The 19078-nt window shown below is 66.1% G+C and carries 20 protein-coding genes and 1 pseudogene; 15 read left to right on the forward strand and 6 right to left on the reverse strand.

Annotated elements, in window-relative coordinates:
- The coding region (locus ACIRA7_RS09020; RefSeq protein WP_396220508.1) for an alpha/beta fold hydrolase at window positions 1-422 on the forward strand (422 nt) is incomplete at its 5' end.
- Between the two features lie 198 nt (window positions 423-620).
- Here the strand turns inward: ACIRA7_RS09020 and queD are convergent.
- Window positions 621-983 (reverse strand): 6-carboxytetrahydropterin synthase QueD, encoded by a 363-nt coding sequence (gene queD / locus ACIRA7_RS09025; protein ID WP_396220509.1) that lies wholly within the window; start codon window positions 981-983, stop codon window positions 621-623.
- Window positions 984-1109: 126 nt separating this feature from the next.
- Here queD and ACIRA7_RS09030 point away from each other — a divergent pair, with 126 nt between their 5' ends.
- Window positions 1110-2015 carry a serine hydrolase gene (locus tag ACIRA7_RS09030; RefSeq protein ID WP_396220510.1) on the forward strand — a complete coding sequence of 302 codons (906 nt, stop codon included), beginning with the start codon at window positions 1110-1112 and terminating at the stop codon, window positions 2013-2015.
- Between the two features lie 15 nt (window positions 2016-2030).
- On the opposite strand, the gene ACIRA7_RS09035 is transcribed toward ACIRA7_RS09030, so the two are convergent.
- Window positions 2031-3332 carry a universal stress protein gene (locus ACIRA7_RS09035; RefSeq protein ID WP_396220511.1) on the reverse strand — a complete coding sequence of 434 codons (1302 nt, stop codon included), beginning with the start codon at window positions 3330-3332 and terminating at the stop codon, window positions 2031-2033.
- Between the two features lie 48 nt (window positions 3333-3380).
- On the reverse strand, window positions 3381-3878 hold the full coding sequence (locus ACIRA7_RS09040) for a BON domain-containing protein (RefSeq protein WP_396220512.1): 498 nt from the start codon (window positions 3876-3878) through the stop codon (window positions 3381-3383).
- Between the two features lie 223 nt (window positions 3879-4101).
- On the opposite strand from ACIRA7_RS09040, the gene ACIRA7_RS09045 reads away from it, so the two are divergent.
- Window positions 4102-4551 (forward strand): hypothetical protein, encoded by a 450-nt coding sequence (locus ACIRA7_RS09045; RefSeq protein ID WP_396220513.1) that lies wholly within the window; start codon window positions 4102-4104, stop codon window positions 4549-4551.
- The gene (locus tag ACIRA7_RS09050) at window positions 4548-5339 is read left to right on the forward strand and encodes a hypothetical protein (RefSeq protein ID WP_396220514.1); all 792 of its coding nucleotides are present in this window, start codon (window positions 4548-4550) and stop codon (window positions 5337-5339) included. The genes ACIRA7_RS09045 and ACIRA7_RS09050 overlap by 4 nt, the downstream gene beginning before the upstream one ends.
- A gap of 9 nt (window positions 5340-5348) precedes the next feature.
- On the opposite strand, the gene ACIRA7_RS09055 is transcribed toward ACIRA7_RS09050, so the two are convergent.
- Together ACIRA7_RS09055 and ACIRA7_RS09060 are read right to left on the reverse strand one after the other, a co-directional pair.
- Window positions 5349-5699, reverse strand: a complete 351-nt coding sequence (locus ACIRA7_RS09055; protein ID WP_396220515.1) for an arsenate reductase family protein — start codon at window positions 5697-5699, stop codon at window positions 5349-5351.
- A gap of 5 nt (window positions 5700-5704) precedes the next feature.
- On the reverse strand, window positions 5705-6949 hold the full coding sequence (locus ACIRA7_RS09060; RefSeq protein WP_396220526.1) for a dicarboxylate/amino acid:cation symporter: 1245 nt from the start codon (window positions 6947-6949) through the stop codon (window positions 5705-5707).
- A gap of 56 nt (window positions 6950-7005) precedes the next feature.
- On the opposite strand from ACIRA7_RS09060, the gene ACIRA7_RS09065 reads away from it, so the two are divergent.
- The gene (locus tag ACIRA7_RS09065) at window positions 7006-8019 is read left to right on the forward strand and encodes a YheT family hydrolase (protein WP_396220516.1); all 1014 of its coding nucleotides are present in this window, start codon (window positions 7006-7008) and stop codon (window positions 8017-8019) included.
- Window positions 8019-8381, forward strand: a complete 363-nt coding sequence (locus ACIRA7_RS09070) for a hypothetical protein (RefSeq protein ID WP_396220517.1) — start codon at window positions 8019-8021, stop codon at window positions 8379-8381. The genes ACIRA7_RS09065 and ACIRA7_RS09070 overlap by 1 nt, the downstream gene beginning before the upstream one ends.
- Here the strand turns inward: ACIRA7_RS09070 and ACIRA7_RS09075 are convergent.
- Window positions 8306-8596 (reverse strand): hypothetical protein, encoded by a 291-nt coding sequence (locus tag ACIRA7_RS09075; RefSeq protein ID WP_396220518.1) that lies wholly within the window; start codon window positions 8594-8596, stop codon window positions 8306-8308. The two genes, ACIRA7_RS09070 and ACIRA7_RS09075, sit on opposite strands and share 76 nt — an antisense overlap.
- A gap of 146 nt (window positions 8597-8742) precedes the next feature.
- Here ACIRA7_RS09075 and mnmG point away from each other — a divergent pair, with 146 nt between their 5' ends.
- The 9 genes and pseudogenes from mnmG to ACIRA7_RS09120 form a co-directional block, all read left to right on the forward strand.
- A complete protein-coding gene (mnmG, locus tag ACIRA7_RS09080; RefSeq protein WP_396220527.1) occupies window positions 8743-10710 on the forward strand; it encodes a tRNA uridine-5-carboxymethylaminomethyl(34) synthesis enzyme MnmG in 1968 nt (655 codons plus the stop codon).
- A 505-nt stretch (window positions 10711-11215) separates the two neighbouring features.
- Window positions 11216-11971, forward strand: coding sequence for an SIMPL domain-containing protein (locus ACIRA7_RS09085; protein WP_396220519.1), 756 nt, complete (start codon window positions 11216-11218; stop codon window positions 11969-11971).
- A 306-nt stretch (window positions 11972-12277) separates the two neighbouring features.
- Entirely contained in the window at window positions 12278-13072 is a 795-nt protein-coding gene (locus tag ACIRA7_RS09090) for a ParA family protein (RefSeq protein WP_396220520.1), read from the forward strand.
- Window positions 13073-13104: 32 nt separating this feature from the next.
- Entirely contained in the window at window positions 13105-14076 is a 972-nt protein-coding gene (locus ACIRA7_RS09095; protein WP_396220521.1) for a ParB/RepB/Spo0J family partition protein, read from the forward strand.
- 79 nt (window positions 14077-14155) lie between these two features.
- A complete protein-coding gene (locus ACIRA7_RS09100; protein ID WP_396220522.1) occupies window positions 14156-15202 on the forward strand; it encodes a BMP family protein in 1047 nt (348 codons plus the stop codon).
- A 3-nt stretch (window positions 15203-15205) separates the two neighbouring features.
- A complete protein-coding gene (locus ACIRA7_RS09105) occupies window positions 15206-16042 on the forward strand; it encodes a Nif3-like dinuclear metal center hexameric protein (protein ID WP_396220523.1) in 837 nt (278 codons plus the stop codon).
- Between the two features lie 13 nt (window positions 16043-16055).
- Window positions 16056-17588 carry an ABC transporter ATP-binding protein gene (locus ACIRA7_RS09110; protein WP_396220524.1) on the forward strand — a complete coding sequence of 511 codons (1533 nt, stop codon included), beginning with the start codon at window positions 16056-16058 and terminating at the stop codon, window positions 17586-17588.
- The gene (locus ACIRA7_RS09115) at window positions 17585-18631 is read left to right on the forward strand and encodes an ABC transporter permease (RefSeq protein WP_396220525.1); all 1047 of its coding nucleotides are present in this window, start codon (window positions 17585-17587) and stop codon (window positions 18629-18631) included. The genes ACIRA7_RS09110 and ACIRA7_RS09115 overlap by 4 nt, the downstream gene beginning before the upstream one ends.
- Window positions 18628-19078 (forward strand): annotated as a pseudogene (locus ACIRA7_RS09120) (ABC transporter permease); the annotation flags it as partial. The gene ACIRA7_RS09115 and the pseudogene ACIRA7_RS09120, both read left to right, overlap by 4 nt.

Genomic DNA, 19078 nt, shown 5'->3' on the forward strand with positions numbered 1-19078 from the left:
CGCGCATTACACCAAGGATCAAGCTCTACGCGGCCATTGCCGCGGCGCGCATCGTTCCCTGGGGGACCATGCGGATCGCTCGGCGCCTCACGGCGTCACGCCTGCACTCGTCGCACACACACCGCGATGAGATCGCCCGCTTTCTCCTGCTCACGCGAGCCACCACGCGACGCGGCTACATCAACCGGCTGCGGATTCTCACGCACTACGACCTGCGTCGACGACTCAAAGACATCCACGTACCCACGCTCTTCCTCGCCGCCGACGAGGACCACCTGATTCCCTCCGTCGAACAGGCCACCTACATGTCGGCGCGCGTCCCCAACGCCGCCATGCGCGTCCTCCGCGGCCATGGCCACTGCTGCTTCCTGGCCCCCGATCTCGATCTCCACGAGATCCTGCAGGGGTGGGGTAACCGCTGAACAGCAACTCGAACAGCAACAGCCAGAACACGGAGACCACGGATGCGACGGAAACAACACAGATAAGCGAGAAGCGCTTTTCATCTTATCCGTGTTGTTACCGTGAAATCCGCGGTCTCCGTGTTCTGGCTGTTGCTGTTGCTGTGGAGTTGCTGTTGCAAGCGCGGATGCGGAACGAGCCAACGGTCGCCTCGCGCGTTACTCGTCCTCGCCGCGGTACACGCACCCCGAGGTACACGTTTCCCGCACGACGATCTGACTGAGACCCGCCAGCGTGGGCACGAGTCGACGCCAGATCCACCGCGCGATCACTTCGCTGGTCGGATTCTCGAGACCGGCGATGTCGTTCAGGTAGTAGTGATCGAGCTCGTCGATGATCGGCTTCACCGAGGCCTTCAGATCAGCGAAATCCATGACCCATCCCTCGTGGGCCGAGAGCGGCCCCCGAACGTGGACGGTCACCTGGAACGAGTGCCCATGCAGCCGCGCGCACTGGTGCCCCGGTGGCACATTCGGCAACCGGTGCGCGGCTTCAAAAGTGAATTGCTTGTAGATCTCCATCGGCGCCTCCGCTTTCCGAAGTTAGCGGAGTCAGTGGTCCTCGCGGCACCGTCGCCCGGCACCCCACCCACACGGCGCGCATATTTGGGTATCCGCCCTCCCCCAAGCCCTTACGGATCCCCTCCCATGCCCGCTCGTCCCAGCCGCCGCGTATACCGTGCCGTTGCCATGGTGTGCTCGCTGTCCCTCATCGCCGCCGGTCGCGACGTCGGCGCGCAAGGGGCGAAATCAGTCGTGCTCCGCCGCACGCTCGACAGTCTTTCGGCAGCGCATCATGGTGTGGTCGGCTACAGCATCACGAACCTCGAAACCGGTGAGCATCTCGAACAGCGGGGCAACGAGACCTTCTCCACCGCCTCGCTGATCAAGGTGCCGATTCTCGTCACGCTGTTCGATCTGGCAGAGCAGAAGCAACTCACCCTCGACGATCCGATCGTCCTGACCGAGATCGACAAGGTCGGCGGCGCCGGACAGCTGCAGTATCTGCGTACCCCGCTCACGTTGCGACTGTGGGACGTGGCCTATCTCATGAGCACCCTCAGCGACAACACGGCCACCAATCTGGTCCTCGACCGCATCAAGATCCGGCGGGTGTGGCAGAAAATGGAGGCGCTCGGGCTGACGCACACCAAAGTGCATAGCGGATCAATGACCCGCATTGCCAGCGTGGCCCCCGACAGCTCGGCCAAGTACGGCCTGGGCGTGACGACGCCCAATGAAATGGCGCAGCTGTTCGTCCTGCTGGCGCAGGGCAAGGCGGTGAGCCCCACCGCTGACTCCACCATGCTGGGCATTCTGGCGAACAACGAGGACAACTCGAAGCTGGCCCGCTTCACCTACGGCACGCGCCTTGCCCACAAAAGTGGCGACGTCGACGCCGCACGCACCGACTGTGGCGTCTTCTCCCTGCCGGCGCGCGTCGTGGCCTGCGTGTTGACCAAGGAGAACACCGACACGCGCTACTGGGTGGATGCCGAAGGCAACGCCGTCATCGGCCGGATCGGCGAAGCGATCGTCAAGGCTTGGAAGTAGTAGAGGGTGAGCCGCTCAGGTGAGCAGCAGCAGCGTCTGGCCACCCTCGTGCACAACGCGCATCACCTGATCCCGACCCTCGGCACTGGTAATGGTGTGCACCGATTGGCAGCGCTGCATGCGATGACTGAGGTGCTCACCGATCAGGATCGACGCACCGAACATCAGCGTGATGCTGCGATCGTGCTTGTCGTAGGTGGCACCGACCAGCGGCAGGTCATGTCCCAGCGACTGGGCCCCGAGATCAGAACGATCCGTTTCGATCCGGCATAACCGTCCGACATTGCGGGTCGTGAACGCATGGAGCTCGGCATCCAGTCCGTCGAGCCCGTAACTGCGAGTCTGCTGCGTAGCGGTCGCATTGGCGCGAGCCGCCGCAATGGTCCGCGCACGTCCCGGAACGCACAACACCGAGCACGGCGCCGAACGCACCAGCTCTGTGGTCACACTGCCAAGTATCATGCGGCGCAGGAAGCCATAGCCGTGCGTTGCCGTCACCACGAGGTCGGCGTCGATCACATCGAGATACTCGATGAGGCGATCCGACGGATTGCCCTGCAGCGTTACCGTCTCCAGCGTGAACCCGTGCGGTTGCAGATGTTCCTTCAACAGGGCGAACCCCTTCTCCGCTTCCTTCGCATACCCGACGGCGTATGCCGCTAGCGTCGCATCGGCGTCGCTAACCGCCGGTTCCACATGCACGAGCCGGACCGTGGCACCGGGTGCGATCATGCCGATCGCCACCTGTGCGGCGTAGAGACTGAACGCACTGAAGTCGGTAGCAATCACCACGTTCTTCGGCAACGCCTCCACGCCGGGCTCCACCGCCAGCACTGGGGTGTCACCAAGCTGGAGCAGCCGGAGCACCGACTCACCGCCGAGCGTTCGGCTGATGCCGCTGTGGCGCCCACGGCCCACGACGATCACGCGGGCGTCGATGTTGCGCGCCTCGTCGATGATTTCGTGCAGCGGCTCACCGACGCGCACCCGCACCGGCCACGGGGTGGCGGACGGCACGGTACGCGCCATCTGCCGCTCGATCATCGACTGACGCCCTTCCACGACGTATGGCTCCGCCAGCATCGGGTACGGCACCGTGTCGAACGCGTACATCGGCATGGTGGTCGGCGACAGCCCACTCACCACGTCAACCGGCGCCTGCAGCGAGGCGGCGAGGAGCCGCGCCATGGGAAACGCGGCATCGGAGGCGGGCGACGTATCGGTGGCAACGAGGATGGGGCCCACGGGGGCAATCGTTGGTGCAAAGGTGCTCAGAACGTCGGTCGCCGTATGGATGGTCGGCGGTTGGGTCGGCATGGTCGACTCCGGAATGGCGTAAGAAAACAGGCCCATCGTGACGTGGTGCTACGCGCTGACGATCAGGTTGTCGATGACGGAGCGGACACCCGTCACCGTCCAGGCGGCGCGGACCGCCGCTGCGCGTTCGGCATGCGCATGTACAATGCCCTGCAGGATCACCGTCCCACCCACGGCTTGCACCGAGAGCTGCGGGAGCTCGGGAACGGCGGTGCGCCGCAGCGCATCGGCGATGCACCGGCGCACGTCGTTCGCCAGTGCCGGCGGCTCCACCACGATGCGATTGTCCACCGCACGTACGCCGGGAAGGAATCGCACCGCGCATTCGGCCGCCGCTCGCTCGAAGTAGAACGAGGTCCGTCCCTCGAGCACGACGATTCCATCGTTCACGCGCACGAGCACGCGGCCCTTCGGCACGTTCGCCGCATCGCGCAAGGCGTTGGTCGATGCCGTCAGCAGCTCACGATCGTCACGCGGCACGTACGGCCGATCGGCGAAGGGAGTGATCTCCGCCTCGACGCCGTTGTCGAACACGGTACGCGACATGAATGGGGGGACAGAGCGGGACGGCGAGGAGTTCGTATCGAACTCATGCGGCGTTGGGTTCGGCATCATGTACCCCCGTTGAAACAGTCGAGAAGGTGAGGCTGGATGCAAACATTGGGGTCGCTGCCTCGACGCAGCTGTCAGTCACCGCCTCACAGGCTGTCGGGGAACCCCCGGTCAATCGAAAGACCGCGGGCTGCACGCGGCATACATTGTCGTGGTGATGACGCCCTCCTCGACGCTGCTGCGTCAGCTGTTCCCGTCGTGGGAATTCTTCGACGTGACCGGACTGCCGCCCACCCTACAGATCAGGCTGCTCCCCAGCCGCGAGGCTGCAGCGGGTTGGCGCAACGTGGTCCGTCCGCCACGGCGCCGCTGGTGGCACGTACTGTTCAACCCCAAGGGGACGGAGACACTGGCCGTACAGACGCTGGTCGAACGCTGCTACACCGAGTTGGTCGAGCTCGGTGAGCAGGCGCCTGCGTACCGCGAATCGCTCGTGCTGGTGAGAGCCGTGGCCGAGCGATCGATAGCCGACGACGCGGTGGCCGCGTGGGCTGGATGCACTGGGTGGCAGCTTCGGATCATCGTGACCGACGAGGACGATGGCCTCATGCACGTCGTGTACGAGAGCGATCGCTGGGCGTTGCCGCAGCGTCGTGAGACGGTGTGAACAACCTCTCCGCGCTGTTGGCCACGACGGTGGTGTGGATGTGCCGTGCCGCCGCCGTGGCGGCGGCGATCAATGCGCTCGAGCTGCTGGCCATGCACCGCGCGCTGTCCGACCGCGGTATCTGGCGGGCCCCACTGCTCGCTGCCTCGTGGGGCGTCTGGCGACGACTACTCGGCGCGCGCGCATTCCGCGCCGTCCTGCTGTCGCAACTCATGCTCGCCGCCGCCATGGCGGCCGTGCCTGGCACGACAACCGGCTGTCTCGCCGCCGCCGGGTTGGCGTTCACCGCGTATCTGTCGGCGGTGCGCTTTCGCGGCAACGTCAATGGCGGCAGCGATGCCATGCTCTTTACGGTACTCGCGGGGCTCACCGTGGCGCAGCTCCCGCACGTACCGGGGGTCGTCCACGAGGGAGGCGTGCTGTACATCGCGATGCAGCTGACGTTGTCGTACGTGCGCGCCGGACTGGTCAAGGCGAAGGAGCGCAGCTGGTGGAGCGGGCGGGCGCTCGCCGGGTTCCTCGCCCTTCCGGCGTATGGCGTACCGGCGTGGGTGCCACGTCGAAAGCCGGAGCACCAACGGCTACTCCGTGTCGCATCCGTGGGCGTCATCGGTTTCGAGTGCCTCGCCCCACTGGCATGGCTCGATCCGCTTGCATGCCTCGTGCTGATGGCCGTGGCCGTGGCCTTTCATGCGACCACGGCCGCCCTCTTCGGGCTCAATCGCTTTCTGCTGGCGTGGACGGCCGCCCTCCCCGCCTTGTGGTACGCCGTCCATCGCGTCGGCTAGCACCGCGAACTACGCCAGCCACTCCTTCCACAACTTTTCGTCTACGCCCACGCAGATCTTGTTCTGCAGCCGAATCAGGGGCTGCTTCAGGATCATCGGTTCATCGGCGAGAATGCTGAGCCACCGCTCCTCGCCATACAGCGCCTGACGCAGTCCAAGATCCAGAAAGCGTTTCGACGTTCGATCGATGATCGCGTCCACGCCGAACTTCTGCGTGAACCGCTTAAGTTCGCCCACGGATGCCGGCCGCTCGGCAAGATCACAGAAATGGACCTTGATGCGGCGCTCCTGAAAGAAGCGCTGCGCTTTGCGGGTGTCGGCACTCTTCTTCGTGCCGAAGATCTGGACCACCGTGTCCATCGAACTCACAAACTGGCTTCCGCGATCTCCCGCTTCGCATCATCGAAGGCGTTTTCGCTGCGCGACACCACCAGCGTGGCCACGCCGTTGCCGATGAGGTTCGTGATTGCCCGCGCTTCCGACATGAAGCGGTCCACGCCCAGCAGCAGCGCCACACCTTCCACCGGCACCGTGCGCGTGGCGGCGAGGGTGCTGGCCAACACGATGAACCCCGAGCCGGTGACACCGGCCGCGCCCTTACTCGTGAGCATGAGAATGCCGAGGAGCGTGAGCTGCTGCGTGATACTGAGATCCACCTTGTATACCTGGGCGATGAAGATCGTCGCCATCGACAAGTAGATGCTCGTGCCGTCGAGGTTGAACGAGTAACCAGTGGGAATCACCAGCCCAACCACCGGCTTCGCACAGCCGTATTGTTCGAGCTTGATCAGCATACGCGGCAGCGCGGGCTCGGAGCTGGACGTACCCAGCACCAGCAGGATCTCTTCTTTGATGAAGCGCATGAACTTCCAGATGCGGAAGCCATATGCACGGCAGATCAGGCCAAGCACGACGAACACGAACACCGCCATGGTGAGGTAGACGTCGAGCATCAGACGCGCGAGCGGTACGAGCGTCTTGAGTCCGAAGGCGCCCACCGTGTAGGCCATCGCGCCGAAAGCACCGACCGGCGCCAGCACCATCACCATCGACACGATCTTGAAGAACACGGCCTGGAAGCGCACGAGCAGATCGGCAATGTCGCGTCCGGCATCACCGACCGCCGTGAGCGCGATGCCGAAGAGCACCGAGAAGAACACGACCGGCAACAGTTCACCGCTGGCAAAGGCCGCGACGATGTTGCTGGGCACGATGTGCAGCATGAACTCGAGCGTGCTCTGCTGGGCCCCGGCCGCCGTGTACTTGCTCACATCGCCCAGCTGCATCGTCGAAATGTCGAGGCCGACACCGGGCTTCGTCACGTTCACAATGACCAAGCCGATCACCAGCGCCAGCGTGGACACCAGCTCGAAGTACAGCAGCGCCTTGCCGCCCACGCGCCCGAGCTTGCGCAAGTCTGCCATGCTCGCGATGCCGTGCACAATCGTGAGGAAGATGATCGGCGTGATCACCATCTTCACGAGGTTGATGAACGTGTCGCCGATGGGCTTGAGGGACTTGGCCGTATCGGGGGCGATGACGCCGAGCAGAATGCCGAGCGAGACCGCGACGAGTACCTGAAAAGTCAGGTTCCGGAGGAGACGCGAGATCACGTGGGAGGGTCAGAGGGGAAGGCAGCGTTCCGAACATGGTACATATTGTCTCCATGTCCGCGACATCGCGCCCCTATCGGCCAGCTTGGTGGCTTCCCGATCCGCACACCGCCACGCTGTGGGGGCGGATCGGCCGCCGCGAACCCGCCCAGGCGGTCCGTGTGGAACGGTGGGACACCCCCGATGGCGACTTTCTCGAGGTGGCCCGGCTGGAGCGGGTGAGCGACCCGGCCGCTCCCCGCCTCCTGCTCTTCCACGGGCTCGAGGGGGGGCTGCACTCCCACTACGCCCGGGCGATGTTCCGCGAGGCGAGCCGGCGCGGGTGGGCGGCCGATCTCCTCCTGTTCCGGACGTGTGGCACCGAGCCGAATCGACTGCCTCGCAGCTACCACTCCGGCGAGACCACCGACCCGCTCTGGGTCGTCGAGCAGATTACCCGCCAATTCCCCGATGCGCCGCTCGGGCTGATGGGTGTCTCGTTGGGCGGCAATGTGCTGTGCAAGCTGCTGGGCGAGTGCGGCGACCGGCTTCCCGACCAAGTCATCGGCGCGGTCGCGGTGTCGGTGCCCTTCGACCTGGCGCGGGCCTCCCGGCACATCGGACGGGGCTTCGGCGCGATCTACGAGAAGTTTTTTCTCCGATCGCTGATCCCGAAGGCGCTGGCCAAGATCGACCGGCATCCGCCGCTGGCACCACTGCGCCGCGTGCAACAGGCCCGCACCCTGTGGGAGTTCGATGACGCGTTCACGGCGCCGCTCCACGGGTTTCGTGATGCGGCCGACTACTACGCCCGGGCCAGTTCGCTGCCCTATCTGGCGCGCATTCAGCTCCCGACCCTCCTGCTGAGCGCCATCGACGACCCGTTCCTGCCATCCGACGTGCTGGAGCAGGTGCGGCAGACGCTCCACGGGAATGATCAGGTGGAACTCGAATTCCCAGCCCGGGGCGGACACGTGGGGTTCACGGCCGGCCTGCGCCCGTGGAATCCATGGTACTATGGGGAGTGGCGGGCCGCCGAGTTTCTCGGCGCGCGGATGCAGCGGTTCGCTCGTGCCGTGGACGCCTGATGCCGGGACGCTGGAGCTGGACCGACGCGGCCATATTCATCGTCTTCTTCGTGACGATCCGCTTCGCGCTGATCTGGCTTGCCACCAAGGCGTTCGTCATGATGATCCCCGACGGGGACGTCTGCCCGATGTGCGACAGCGAAACGCTGGCCGTCGAACGCGTGGGTTGGTGGCGCGTGCTGGGTGAGCGCTTCCGCCGCAGCTGGTGCATCGGCTGCGGCTGGGAGGGGGTGCTCCGGCGCAGCGACGTGTGGCTATCGGCCGAGCGACACCGGAGACTGGTGAATCAGACCGACGCGTCCATGGCGAAAAGCCGGAGCCAGTCAGGCCAGTTGCCGCTCAATTCGAAGAAGTCGTCGTAATACACGAGGCCGGCCTCTTCGAGGCGCTCGATCAGGTCACTGAGTGTGTCCTCGCCCACCAGCGGCCCAATGGCGATCAGCGACCCTTCAATCCGGAACTCGTCGGGGGTCAGCCCCAGCGCTTCATCAACCTGCGCCCGGGTCATCTCGACGCGTTCGAACGCGGACTTCCGAATCAGCAGCGTGGGCGCGGTGGGCGGGAGGAGCAGCGGCATCGGTGGTCGTGGTCGGCGGGTGAGAACGGTGCAACGTGTGAGGGATATAGCAGCGGAACCCACCGTGAGGGAATCGACGGCCGCGCTGCCCTCGGAACCGGCTTGCTGCCGCATCTAGTTTGAGCGTCATGCACGTACCCGCAACCATGCATCCGACCGCGACGTCCGCCGGCCTCCACTCCGCCGCCAACGCTGCACACGAGGCGTCATTCGACGTGGTGGTCATCGGCGCCGGGCACGCGGGCACCGAAGCCGCCGTGGCCGCGGCCCGGTCGGGCGCCTCCGTGGCGCTGATCACCGGCGCACTCGAGCAGATCGGACAGCTCTCGTGCAACCCGGCCATCGGCGGGATCGCCAAAGGCACGGTGGTGCGCGAGGTGGATGCCCTGGGCGGCATCATGGCGCGCGCCACCGATCTGGCGTCGGTGCAGTTCCGCATGCTCAACCGCGGCAAAGGGCCGGCGGTGTGGGCCCCGCGCGCCCAGTGCGATCGCGGCCTCTATCGACGCGCGGTACGACAGTTGCTCGAAGCCCAGCCGAATCTGGTCACCATACAGGGGATGGTGGCCCGACTGTTGTTCGACGCGAGCGGCGAGCGGGTGTCAGGCGTGGAAACGATGGAAGGGCGTCGCTTCGGTGCCCGCGCCGTCGTGCTCACCACCGGGACCTTCGGGCGCGGCAAGATGCACATCGGCACCGGCACGCAGATTCAGGGCGGCCGCGCCGGCGAAGCGCCATCAGTGCGGCTCGGCGAGCAACTCGACGCGCTCGGCCTCACCACGGAGCGCTTCAAGACCGGCACGCCACCGCGCATCGATGGACGCAGTGTGCGCACCGACGATCTCGAATGGCAGCACAGCGAGATCGACGCGTTCGACTATTCATGGTCCCATTTCTGGACCACACCGCGCGCGCACGTGGTGAACGGCGCTCGACGCACGCGTCATCCGGAACAGATGCCCTGCTGGCTCACGATGCTCGACGAGTCGGGCACGTCGCTCATCGCCGATCATCTCGCCGAATCGGCGATGTACGGGGGCGCGATTGCCTCGCGTGGTCCGCGCTATTGCCCGAGCGTGGAAGACAAGGTGGTGAAGTTTCCCGACAAGGCGCAGCATCAACTCTTCCTCGAGCCGGAAGGGCACGACACGAGCGAGTTGTACGTGAACGGCTTGTCGACGTCACTGCCGGCACCGGTGCAGCTCGCCGTCCTGCGCAGTGTGCGCGGTCTGGAAGCGGTGCGCATGACGCGCGCCGGTTACGCCATCGAGTACGACTACTATCCGCCCACGCAGCTCTCATCGACGCTCGCGTCACGCGCGGTGCGCGGTCTGTATTTCGCCGGGCAGGTGAACGGCACGACGGGCTACGAGGAAGCCGCCGGACAGGGTGTGATCGCCGGCCTCAATGCGGCCCGGTGGGTCCAGGAACGCGATCCAGTCATCCTCGGCCGCGAGACGAGTTACATCGGAGTGCTGATCGACGATCTGGTCACGCGCGGGGTCGATGAACCGTACCGCTTGTTCACGTCGCGCAGCGAGTTCCGTCTCACGGTCCGGCAGGACAACGCGCTCGCCCGTCTGGGGGAGATCGCCGACGGCCTGGGGTTGCTGGCTCCGGCCGAGCAGGCACAGATGGCGGTGCGCCTCGGGGCAGTGCGCGAGGCATACGCGCTGGCGGAGCGTACGAGCATGACGCCTGCGGTGGCCGACCCGCTGCTGCTGGCGGTGGGTTCGGCACCGTTGCAGCACGCGGTGCGAGCGATCGAACTCACGCGACGTCAGGACGTATCGCTGCAGCTGCTGTTCGCGGCAGCGGGGGTGGGCGACGATCTCGCCGTGGACGCGGTCGTCGGCGCCGAGCTGGAGATCAAGTACGAGCGCTACTTCGAGAAGGAGCGCAATCGCGCCAATCGGCTGAAGGCACAGGGATCGGTGTCGCTGCATGCGTCGCTGAACTACGAGGCGATGCTCACGCTTTCGATCGAAGCGCGCCAGAAGCTCACGCGCATCCGGCCGGCCACCCTGGCCCAGGCGGGCCAGATCCCGGGTATCAGCCCAGCGGATCTGCAGAATCTGCTGATGGAGATCCGGCGGACGCCGGTTGGCGAATAGGATCGGCGCGCGTGCTAGCGACGTCGTCGGTATCCGCGAGCACCGCGGATCACGCGACGAGCGCGAAGCTCATTCACAATTCTTCGCGGTTCTTCGCGACCCTTCGCGAACTTCGCGTGAACCGCGGTGCTTTCGGACTTTTCGGCGCCGTCGGACGGCCAGCTGGTTCACGCGAAGAGCGCGAAGAGCCGCGAAGGATCGCGAAGGATCGCGAAGGACAGTGCGGGCGGTGTGCAAGTTTGGTGGATCTGTTCGTCTCCGAAACGGGAGGTCAGCTGTCCGCGGTCTTGCCGCTTGTTCGTAGATCGGATGTAGATGCACGATGTTGATATTTGTCGTGATGACGGCGCGAAAATGGCTTTATAGTGGCATAGTTTTTGATCACGCTTTACCACACATTTCGCACAGTTCGCCATCAAACTGTGCCGAATGTGACCGAAAATCGCGGCACAGGGTATACGCGGTTCACCACCACACGCCTTCTTTATAGAAGAGGAGAGTCAGCATGAACAATCGCTTGTCCAACCGGGCTGTTCGGCCACTAACGGCTGCGGCGTTCGTCCTTGGCGCGCTCGCCGCCCCGGCGATGGCAACGTCGGCGTCGGCCCAGCAGTCGATGCCGCAGCCGCCACAGATCGTGGTGAGTGGGCGTGGGGAGGTGCAGGTCGCGCCTGACCGTGCGCAGGTGCAGGTCGGCATGGAGACCCAAGCCAAGACCGCAGCGCTGGCTGCGCAGGAGAACAACCGCAAGCAGACCGCGATCCTGGCCGCGATCCGCGCGCTGGGGATTGCGGCGTCGCAGATCCAGACGCTGAACTACAGCGTCATGCCGATCCAGCGGTACGATGCGAAGACCCAGCGCGTGCAGATTGACGGCTACCAGGTGAGCAACATTGTGCAGGTGGTGACCGATAAGATCGAACAGGCGGGTCCGATCATCGATGCGGCGCTCACCAACGGTGGCAATCGGGTGGCCGGACTCGACTTTCTGGTGAAGGACCGGGCGAAGGCGCAAGAGGCGGCGTTGACCCAAGCGGTCGAGAGTGCCCGTCGGCAGGCGGAGGTAGCGGCCAAGGCGGCTGGCGGACAGATCGCCGAGCTCCTTGAGCTCACGATCAACGAGTACGAGCGGCAGCAGCCGCGGGCCGTGATGGCCATGGCGAAGATGGAAATGGCAGACGCGGCGGCACCGACGCCGGTGAGCGAAGGGATGGCAACGATCGCCGTGAGCGTGACGACGCGCTGGCGGTTCACGAAATAGCGCACCACCAACGGACAGCCGGTTGGGTGCAGGGAAACGGGGAGGCCTGACGATCAGGCCTCCCCGTTGTCTTGGTAACTGTTCCACGTGAAACGGCGTGATCTCTGTCCTCTGAACGCCGCGTACCACGGTAAACGCCATCTGGCGTTCCACGTGAAACAGCGGAGAGGGGGAAAACGGCGCGACCACCGAGAATACCGGCGAATTCCGCCCCAAAAGCGCCGGATTGGTCTGCTCCCACGATAGTCTCGGGCCCGCGAGGAGCCTATACTACCCGTCCCTACCTCACCCCATCGCAGACAACTCTTGGCACGCATCCTCGCTATCGCCAATCAGAAAGGTGGCGTCGGTAAGACCACCACCGCTGTGAACCTCGCCGCCTCGCTCGCGGTCGCCGAACAGCGTACGCTGCTGATCGATGCCGACCCCCAGGGAAACGCCACCAGCGGCTGCGGTATCGCGCGCGAAGACTTCACGGTCGACTGCTACGACGTCCTCATCGGCGGAGCCTCCATCGATCAGGCGCTCATCCGCAACGTGCAGTTCAGCCACCTCGATGTCCTCCCGACCACACCGGAACTGTCGGGGGCCGAGGTCGAACTCGTGGACGCGGAAGACCGCGGGACCCGGATGCGCGACGCGCTCGCCCCCATCCGTGATCGCTACGACTTCATCTTGATCGATTGTCCGCCATCACTGGGGCTCATCACGCTCAACATGCTTGTCGCCGCCGACGCGATTCTTATTCCGCTCCAGTGCGAGTACTACGCCCTCGAGGGACTCTCGCAACTGCTCGGCACCGTGCAGCGTGTCCAGGATTCCCTGAACCCGGCGCTTGAGGTCGACAGTGTACTCCTGACCATGTACGACGCGCGCCTCAATCTCTCGCGCCAAGTCGCGGCGGATGCGCGCGCTCATTTCGGCGACAAGGTATTCAGCACCGTCATCCCGAGAAACATCCGTCTCGCCGAAGCCCCGAGCTTCGGCAAGCCCATTGTCGTGTATGACGTCGCGTCCGTGGGCGCGCAGGCCTACATGGCCGTCGCCCACGAGCTCATCGCACGCACCGCCGCCGAATCGACGTCGGGCGAAGGCGCGTAACATATTTTGCATCAAGCACTTACGCAGCATTCATGACGCCTGAACCCCCACGCCGCCTCGGACGCGGGCTCGATGCCCTCTTGGCGCGCCGCGATGCGCCCAAAGGCGCGCCACCCGTCGCCGCGACCGGCGGCGCTGCCGCTGCGGGTGCCACCACCACGGCCGAGCCGACGCGCGATGATTCCCCGCTGCGCACGCTCAAGCTGTCGCAGATCCGTGCCAATCCCTATCAGCCCCGACAGGAGTTCCGCCCTGAAGAGCTCGCCGACCTGGAAGCGAGCTTGCGCGTCAACGGACTGCTTCAGCCGATCACCGTTCGCCCAGCCCCCAATGGCACCGGCTACGAACTGATCGCCGGCGAGCGGCGCTTCCGCGCCGCCACACGGTTAGGCTGGACCGAGATCCCCGCCCTCGTAAAGCCCGTCGACGACAAGACCCTGCTCGTCTTGGCGATGATCGAGAACCTGCAACGCGCCGACCTCGATCCCATCGAAGAGGCCGACGGCTATCAGCGGCTCGCCGACGAGTTCCAGCTCAGCAATCAGGAAATCGCCGATGTCGTCGGCAAGGATCGCTCGACCGTCGCCAACGCGCTCCGCCTGCGGCAACTCCCCGCCTCCGTGCGCCGGATGTTGCAGGAAAAGCAGCTTACCGCCGGTCACGCCCGCGCCATCCTCCCCCTTGCCACCGAACGGGCGATCGTCGACATGGCGCGTGAGATCGTCGACGGTGGCCTGTCGGTCCGCGAAGTCGAGCGTCGCGTGCAGGCCGGCCGCACCAAACCGCCGGCCGTCGGACAAAAGCAGGGCGCCACGGCAACCGCGGTACCCGCCGGCGCCTCCGCCGCGACCGTCCGACAGATCGAAGAGCGCCTCCGGCGGAAACTCCAAACGGGCGTGTCCATCCAGCTGACGGCCAAGGACAAAGGCGAGGTCCGCATCGCCTTCTTCTCCAATGATGATCTCGAGCGTCTCCTCGGCCTCCTCGGCGTCTCCCTCGACTAGCTTACCTTCAGTAATTACGCGTCAGTTTAGAGACACCAGCGACGCACTAAAGCGCCTCAAAGTCCATAATTTCCTATTTATGCTGAAGAACCACCTCACAACCATCGCCGCCGGCGCCATGCTGGGCCTGCTTGCGGCTTGTGCCGGCGAGAAGGCCGGCACCACCGCCGATTCCACCGGCACCAAGAAGATGCGGGTGGCCCTGCTGACCCCGGGTCCCATCTCGGACAAGTCGTGGAATGGCATCGCACACGAAGGGCTCCTCGCCATTCGCGATTCCTTGGGCGCAGAAACGTCGCACATCCAGACCAAAACGCCGGCCGAGTTCGACGAGAACTTTCGGCAGTATGGGGCGCAGGGGTACGACCTCGTGATCGGCAACGGCTTCGAGTATCAGGAAGCGGCCACACGCGTGGCGCCCAGCTACCCCAACACGAAGTACGCCATCACCTCCGGCCGGGTGACCGCCACTAACGTGGCCGGTCTCGCCTTCGCCTTCGAAGAGGCGTCGTACCAGGCCGGCATGATTGCTGGCGCGATCACGAAGTCCAACAAGATCGGCCTCATTGCCGGCACGGAACTGCCGCCGGTGAAGGCCAGCTTTGTCGCGTTCGAGCGCGGCGCCAAGTCGGTCAATCCCAAGGTCAGTGTCATCACGTCGTACCTCGGGAACTGGGAGGACGTCAGCGCCGGCAAGGAACAGGCACTGGCCCAGATCGCACAGGGCGTCGACATGATTTTCCAAAACGCCGACGCCGCCGGCCTGGGCGTGTTCCAGGCGGCCCGTGAGAAAAAGATCCTCGCCTTCGGCACGAATGCCGACCAGAACAGCGTCGCCCCCGACGTCATCGTGGCCAGCGTGGTCATCGATCTCCCGAAGGCGTTTCTGATGCTCGCCCGCGAAGTGCAGGCCGGCGCCTTCACGGGCCGCGTGATCACCCACGGCGTCAGTGACGACGTCGTCCGTCTCGTGGTGAATCCGACCATGCGTGACCGTGTGCCGGCCGCCGCCATGGCGGCCGTCGATTCCGTGGGCATCCTGCTGAAGGCCGGAACCTTCACCGGACTGGCCGATCTCCTGAACGGCACGGACAACCCGAAACCACTGCCACCGGCGGCGAAGTAAGCCATGTCCACGCCAGCGACGGATCGGATTCTCGCCGCGGCGAGCGCGAACGGCAGCACCCTCCCGTCCGTCCCGCTGCGCGACATCGTGGCCGCGCTCGACGCGGAGCTGCGCACCGGTGACATTCCCGACTATCCCGGTGCGGTGAATGGCCTCCAGGTGGCGAACCCGGGAGCCGTGCATCGGGTGGCGGTGGCGGTCGATGCGTCACGGGCCGCGATCGCGGAAGCGGTGATCTCCGGGGCCGACCTCCTGATCGTACACCACGGCCTGTTCTGGAGCGGCGTGCAACCGCTGGTCGGCGTGCAGTACGAGAAGTACCGCTCGATGCTGTCCAGCGGGCTGGCCGTGTATGCGTCGCATCTGCCCTTGGATCTGCACGCCGAGCATGGGAACAACGTGCGGTTGGCGCAGGCGCTGGGACTCGTCCCCGATGGCGGCTTTGCGCGATACAAGACGGTGGACATCGGGGTCACCGGCGCAGCCAACGAACCCACCGACGACCTGGTCGATCGTGTGCAGGCGTTCGTGTCGCGGTACGGCGGCTCGGTACGCACGTCGATCCCGGCGCAGGGACGACGGACGCATCGCTGGGCGATCTGCACCGGCGGCGGCGCCTCGTCGGAGACGCTGCGGGAAGCGCGCGACCGCGGCGTCGATACGCTGATCGTGGGCGAGGGGCCGCATCACACCACCGTCGATGCGATCGAACACGACCTGTGCGTCGTGTACGCCGGCCATTACGCCACGGAGACGCTTGGCGTTCAGGCGCTCGGTGCCTTTCTCGAATCGCGCTTCGGACTGCCCTGGACGTTCCTGCATCTCCCCACGGGATCGTGACCCCCACACACCGGTGACCGCGGCACCGACGGGAGCGCTCCTTCTCTCGCTCGACGGCATCACACACACGTTCGGGCGTGTGCGCGCGCTCGACGGCGCGGCGCTGCAGGTGCGGGCCGGTACCGTGCATGCCGTGCTCGGGGAAAACGGCGCCGGCAAGACAACGCTCATGCGCGTGGTGTTCGGTCTCTTGCGCGCGCAGCAGGGGGTGATGCACTGGCGCGGTGCGCCAGTCACCATGCGGTCGCCGTCGGATGCGCTGGCCCACGGCATCGGTATGGTGCATCAGCATTTTACACTGGTGCCCACCATGACGGTGGCCGAGAACATCGCACTCGGCGGACATGGCAGGTTCGACCCCGCGCGCGCGGCGGAGCGCGTACACGAGGTCGCGGCGAGGGCCGGACTCACCCTCGACCCGCACGCCCGTGTGCAGGATCTGCCGGTCGGTGCGCAGCAGCGCTGCGAAATCGTGAAGGCCCTCGCGCGCGACGTCAGCCTGCTCATTCTCGACGAGCCCACCGCCGTGCTCGCACCGGCGGAAGCGGCGGAGCTGCTGGGATGGCTTCGCAGATACGCCGAGCGCGGCAACGCGGTGGTCCTCATTACACACAAGCTGCGCGATGCGATCGCCGTGGCCGATGACATCACCGTGCTGCATCGCGGACGGACCGTACTCACCACGCCCGCGCGCCACACCGACGAGGCGCGCGTGGCCGATGCGATGCTTGGCGGGGCCGCGGGGCGTACGGCTGATGTGCACAGCGGAAGCGACACTGCCGAGACGGTCACCGGCAGCGCGAACGTCATGGACCACGGCGCCGGTGGCACTCGACCACGCACGGTCCTCGCGCTCGATGCCGTCACCGTACGCGACGCGAATGGCGTGAACCGCGTGCGATCGGCCACGCTGCAGGTGCGCGCCGGCGAGATCGTCGGGATCGGCGCCGTAGAGGGTGCGGGGCAGCACGAACTGCTGCGCGTCCTGGCCGGGCGTCTGGCGCCGACGTCGGGTACCCGTGTCATTCCCGAGCGCGTCGGGTTCGTGCCGGAGGATCGTCACCGCGACGCACTGCTGCTCGACGCACCGCTGTTCGAGAACACGGCCCTGCAGGGTGCGGGCGCGCGGCGTGGGGTCATGAACTGGACCGGCTTCCGCGCGCGCACGGCCGCCTTGCTGCAGCGATTCGATGTCCGCGCCTCGGGGGCCGATGCCATAGCGAGAACCCTCTCCGGCGGTAATCAGCAAAAGCTCGTGCTGGCCCGTGAACTCGAGGCGGCACGCGACGCGCTCGTGGTCGAGAACCCATCGCGCGGGCTCGACTTCGTCGCCACGAACGCGGTGCATCAGGCCCTGCGGTCGGCGCGCGACGCCGGGATGGCGGTGGTCGTGTACAGCAGTGATCTGGACGAAGTACTGCTGTTGGCCGATCGCGTGTTCGCGATGCACGACGGCACCGTGATCGAGAGCCAACAGCATCGCGACGCCCTCGGGCGGGCAATGCTGAGCGGATCCGGCGGCATGGCACCGGGAACCGACGCATGACGGCACGACGCGCCTTCGTCGCGACCGTGTCGCGCGTCGTGCTGCTGCTGGCGCTGGCCATCGCTATGCTGGCCGTGCTGCTGATCGCGACCGGACACGATGTCATCCCGGCGTTGGCGGCGATGGTGCGCGGGGCGTTCGGCTCGTACTACGCCATCACATCGGCCACGATCGTGCGTATGGTGCCGCTGGCGCTGGCCGGGCTCGCGGTCTCGGTGGCGTTCCGGGCAGGGATCCTGAACATCGGGGCCGAGGGCCAGCTGCTGGTCGGCGCGGCGGCGGCCACGGCGATCAGCGGCGCCGTGGGGGGGGTGCCGTGGTTCATCGGTATTCCCGTGATGCTGATGGCGGGGGCGACCGCCGGTGGCGCATGGGCGGCGATCGCGGGCGCGTTACGACTGCGGTTCGGCGTGCTGGAAGTGATCAGCACGATCATGCTGAACTTTGTGGCGCAGTATCTCACCGGGTGGCTGGTGCGTGGCCCGCTGCAGGAACCGACGCGGGTGAATCCGCAGTCGGCCAGTCTCGCCCCGGGATTGCAGATGCCGGTGCTGCTCGATGGCACGCGCCTTCACGCCGGGGTGGTGGTGGCCGTCGTCGCGGCGGTGGCCGTGTGGTGGTGGCTGCGCAGCACGTCGAGTGGGTTCCGGTTGCGCGCGGTCGGTGCCAACGCCACCGCAGCGGCCAGTGCTGGCGGCATCGATGTGCCGCGCACGATGTTCAGCGCATTCCTCATGAGCGGACTGCTGGCGGGGCTGGCCGGCGCGGTGGAGTACACCGGCATCACGTACGCGCTGTATGAGAACTTCTCACCGGGCTACGGCTACACCGCCATCGCGGTGGCCTTGCTGGCACGACTGCATCCGCTGGGCGTGCTGGCCACGGCGCTGCTGTTCGGCGCGCTCGAAGCGGGGGCGAACGCGATGCAGCGCGACGCGGGCGTCCCGAGTGTCGTGGTCTCCGTGGTGGAGGCGTTGCTGATTCTGCTGGTGCTGGCCGCCGACCGCTGGCGCCCGTCCCGCGCGGACGAGACAGGCACATGATGCTCGACGTGCCGGTTGGCGTGGGGGCCCTGGCAGTGGGGGCGAGCCTGTTGGAGGCCACGGTGCGCACCGCGACGCCACTGGCCTATGCGGCCTTGGGCGAGAGTGTGAGCGAGCGGGCGGGCGTGATCAACATCGGCCTCGAGGGGTCGATCATCGCGGGGGCGCTCAGCGCAACGATCGCGGCAGGGGCGGTCGGGGTGGGTGGTGGCTTTGCCGCTGGGGCCGTGGCCGGACTGCTGGTTGCGGCGCTGTTCGCCCTGTTCGCGGTGGGATTACGTGCCGACCAGATCATCACCGGAACGGCGATCACGCTGTTCGCGCTGGGGCTCACCGGCACCGTCTATCGAACGGTCTACGGTTCAGGCGGCGTAGCGCTCGACACCCCAACCGCCGCCGCGTACGCGCTGCCTGGGCTGTCGGCATTGCCCCTGATCGGTCGCGCCT

The sequence above is a fragment of the Gemmatimonas sp. genome (genome assembly GCF_044376735.1).
GTDB lineage: Bacteria > Gemmatimonadota > Gemmatimonadetes > Gemmatimonadales > Gemmatimonadaceae > Gemmatimonas.

What these genes read in the sequence shown, in the direction of transcription:
- ACIRA7_RS09105 (WP_396220523.1), top strand. Translation starts at nt 15,206, where the DNA reads ATGTCCACGCCAGCGACGGATCGGATTCTCGCCGCGGCGAGCGCGAAC.
- ACIRA7_RS09070 (WP_396220517.1), top strand. Translation starts at nt 8,019, where the DNA reads ATGCCGGGACGCTGGAGCTGGACCGACGCGGCCATATTCATCGTCTTC.
- queD (WP_396220509.1), bottom strand. Translation starts at nt 983, where the DNA reads ATGGAGATCTACAAGCAATTCACTTTTGAAGCCGCGCACCGGTTGCCG.
- ACIRA7_RS09040 (WP_396220512.1), bottom strand. Translation starts at nt 3,878, where the DNA reads ATGTCGCGTACCGTGTTCGACAACGGCGTCGAGGCGGAGATCACTCCC.
- ACIRA7_RS09075 (WP_396220518.1), bottom strand. Translation starts at nt 8,596, where the DNA reads ATGCCGCTGCTCCTCCCGCCCACCGCGCCCACGCTGCTGATTCGGAAG.
- mnmG (WP_396220527.1), top strand. Translation starts at nt 8,743, where the DNA reads ATGCATCCGACCGCGACGTCCGCCGGCCTCCACTCCGCCGCCAACGCT.
- ACIRA7_RS09065 (WP_396220516.1), top strand. Translation starts at nt 7,006, where the DNA reads ATGTCCGCGACATCGCGCCCCTATCGGCCAGCTTGGTGGCTTCCCGAT.
- ACIRA7_RS09095 (WP_396220521.1), top strand. Translation starts at nt 13,105, where the DNA reads ATGACGCCTGAACCCCCACGCCGCCTCGGACGCGGGCTCGATGCCCTC.
- ACIRA7_RS09055 (WP_396220515.1), bottom strand. Translation starts at nt 5,699, where the DNA reads ATGGACACGGTGGTCCAGATCTTCGGCACGAAGAAGAGTGCCGACACC.
- ACIRA7_RS09085 (WP_396220519.1), top strand. Translation starts at nt 11,216, where the DNA reads ATGAACAATCGCTTGTCCAACCGGGCTGTTCGGCCACTAACGGCTGCG.
- ACIRA7_RS09045 (WP_396220513.1), top strand. Translation starts at nt 4,102, where the DNA reads ATGACGCCCTCCTCGACGCTGCTGCGTCAGCTGTTCCCGTCGTGGGAA.
- ACIRA7_RS09035 (WP_396220511.1), bottom strand. Translation starts at nt 3,332, where the DNA reads ATGCCGACCCAACCGCCGACCATCCATACGGCGACCGACGTTCTGAGC.
- ACIRA7_RS09115 (WP_396220525.1), top strand. Translation starts at nt 17,585, where the DNA reads ATGACGGCACGACGCGCCTTCGTCGCGACCGTGTCGCGCGTCGTGCTG.
- ACIRA7_RS09030 (WP_396220510.1), top strand. Translation starts at nt 1,110, where the DNA reads ATGCCCGCTCGTCCCAGCCGCCGCGTATACCGTGCCGTTGCCATGGTG.
- ACIRA7_RS09100 (WP_396220522.1), top strand. Translation starts at nt 14,156, where the DNA reads ATGCTGAAGAACCACCTCACAACCATCGCCGCCGGCGCCATGCTGGGC.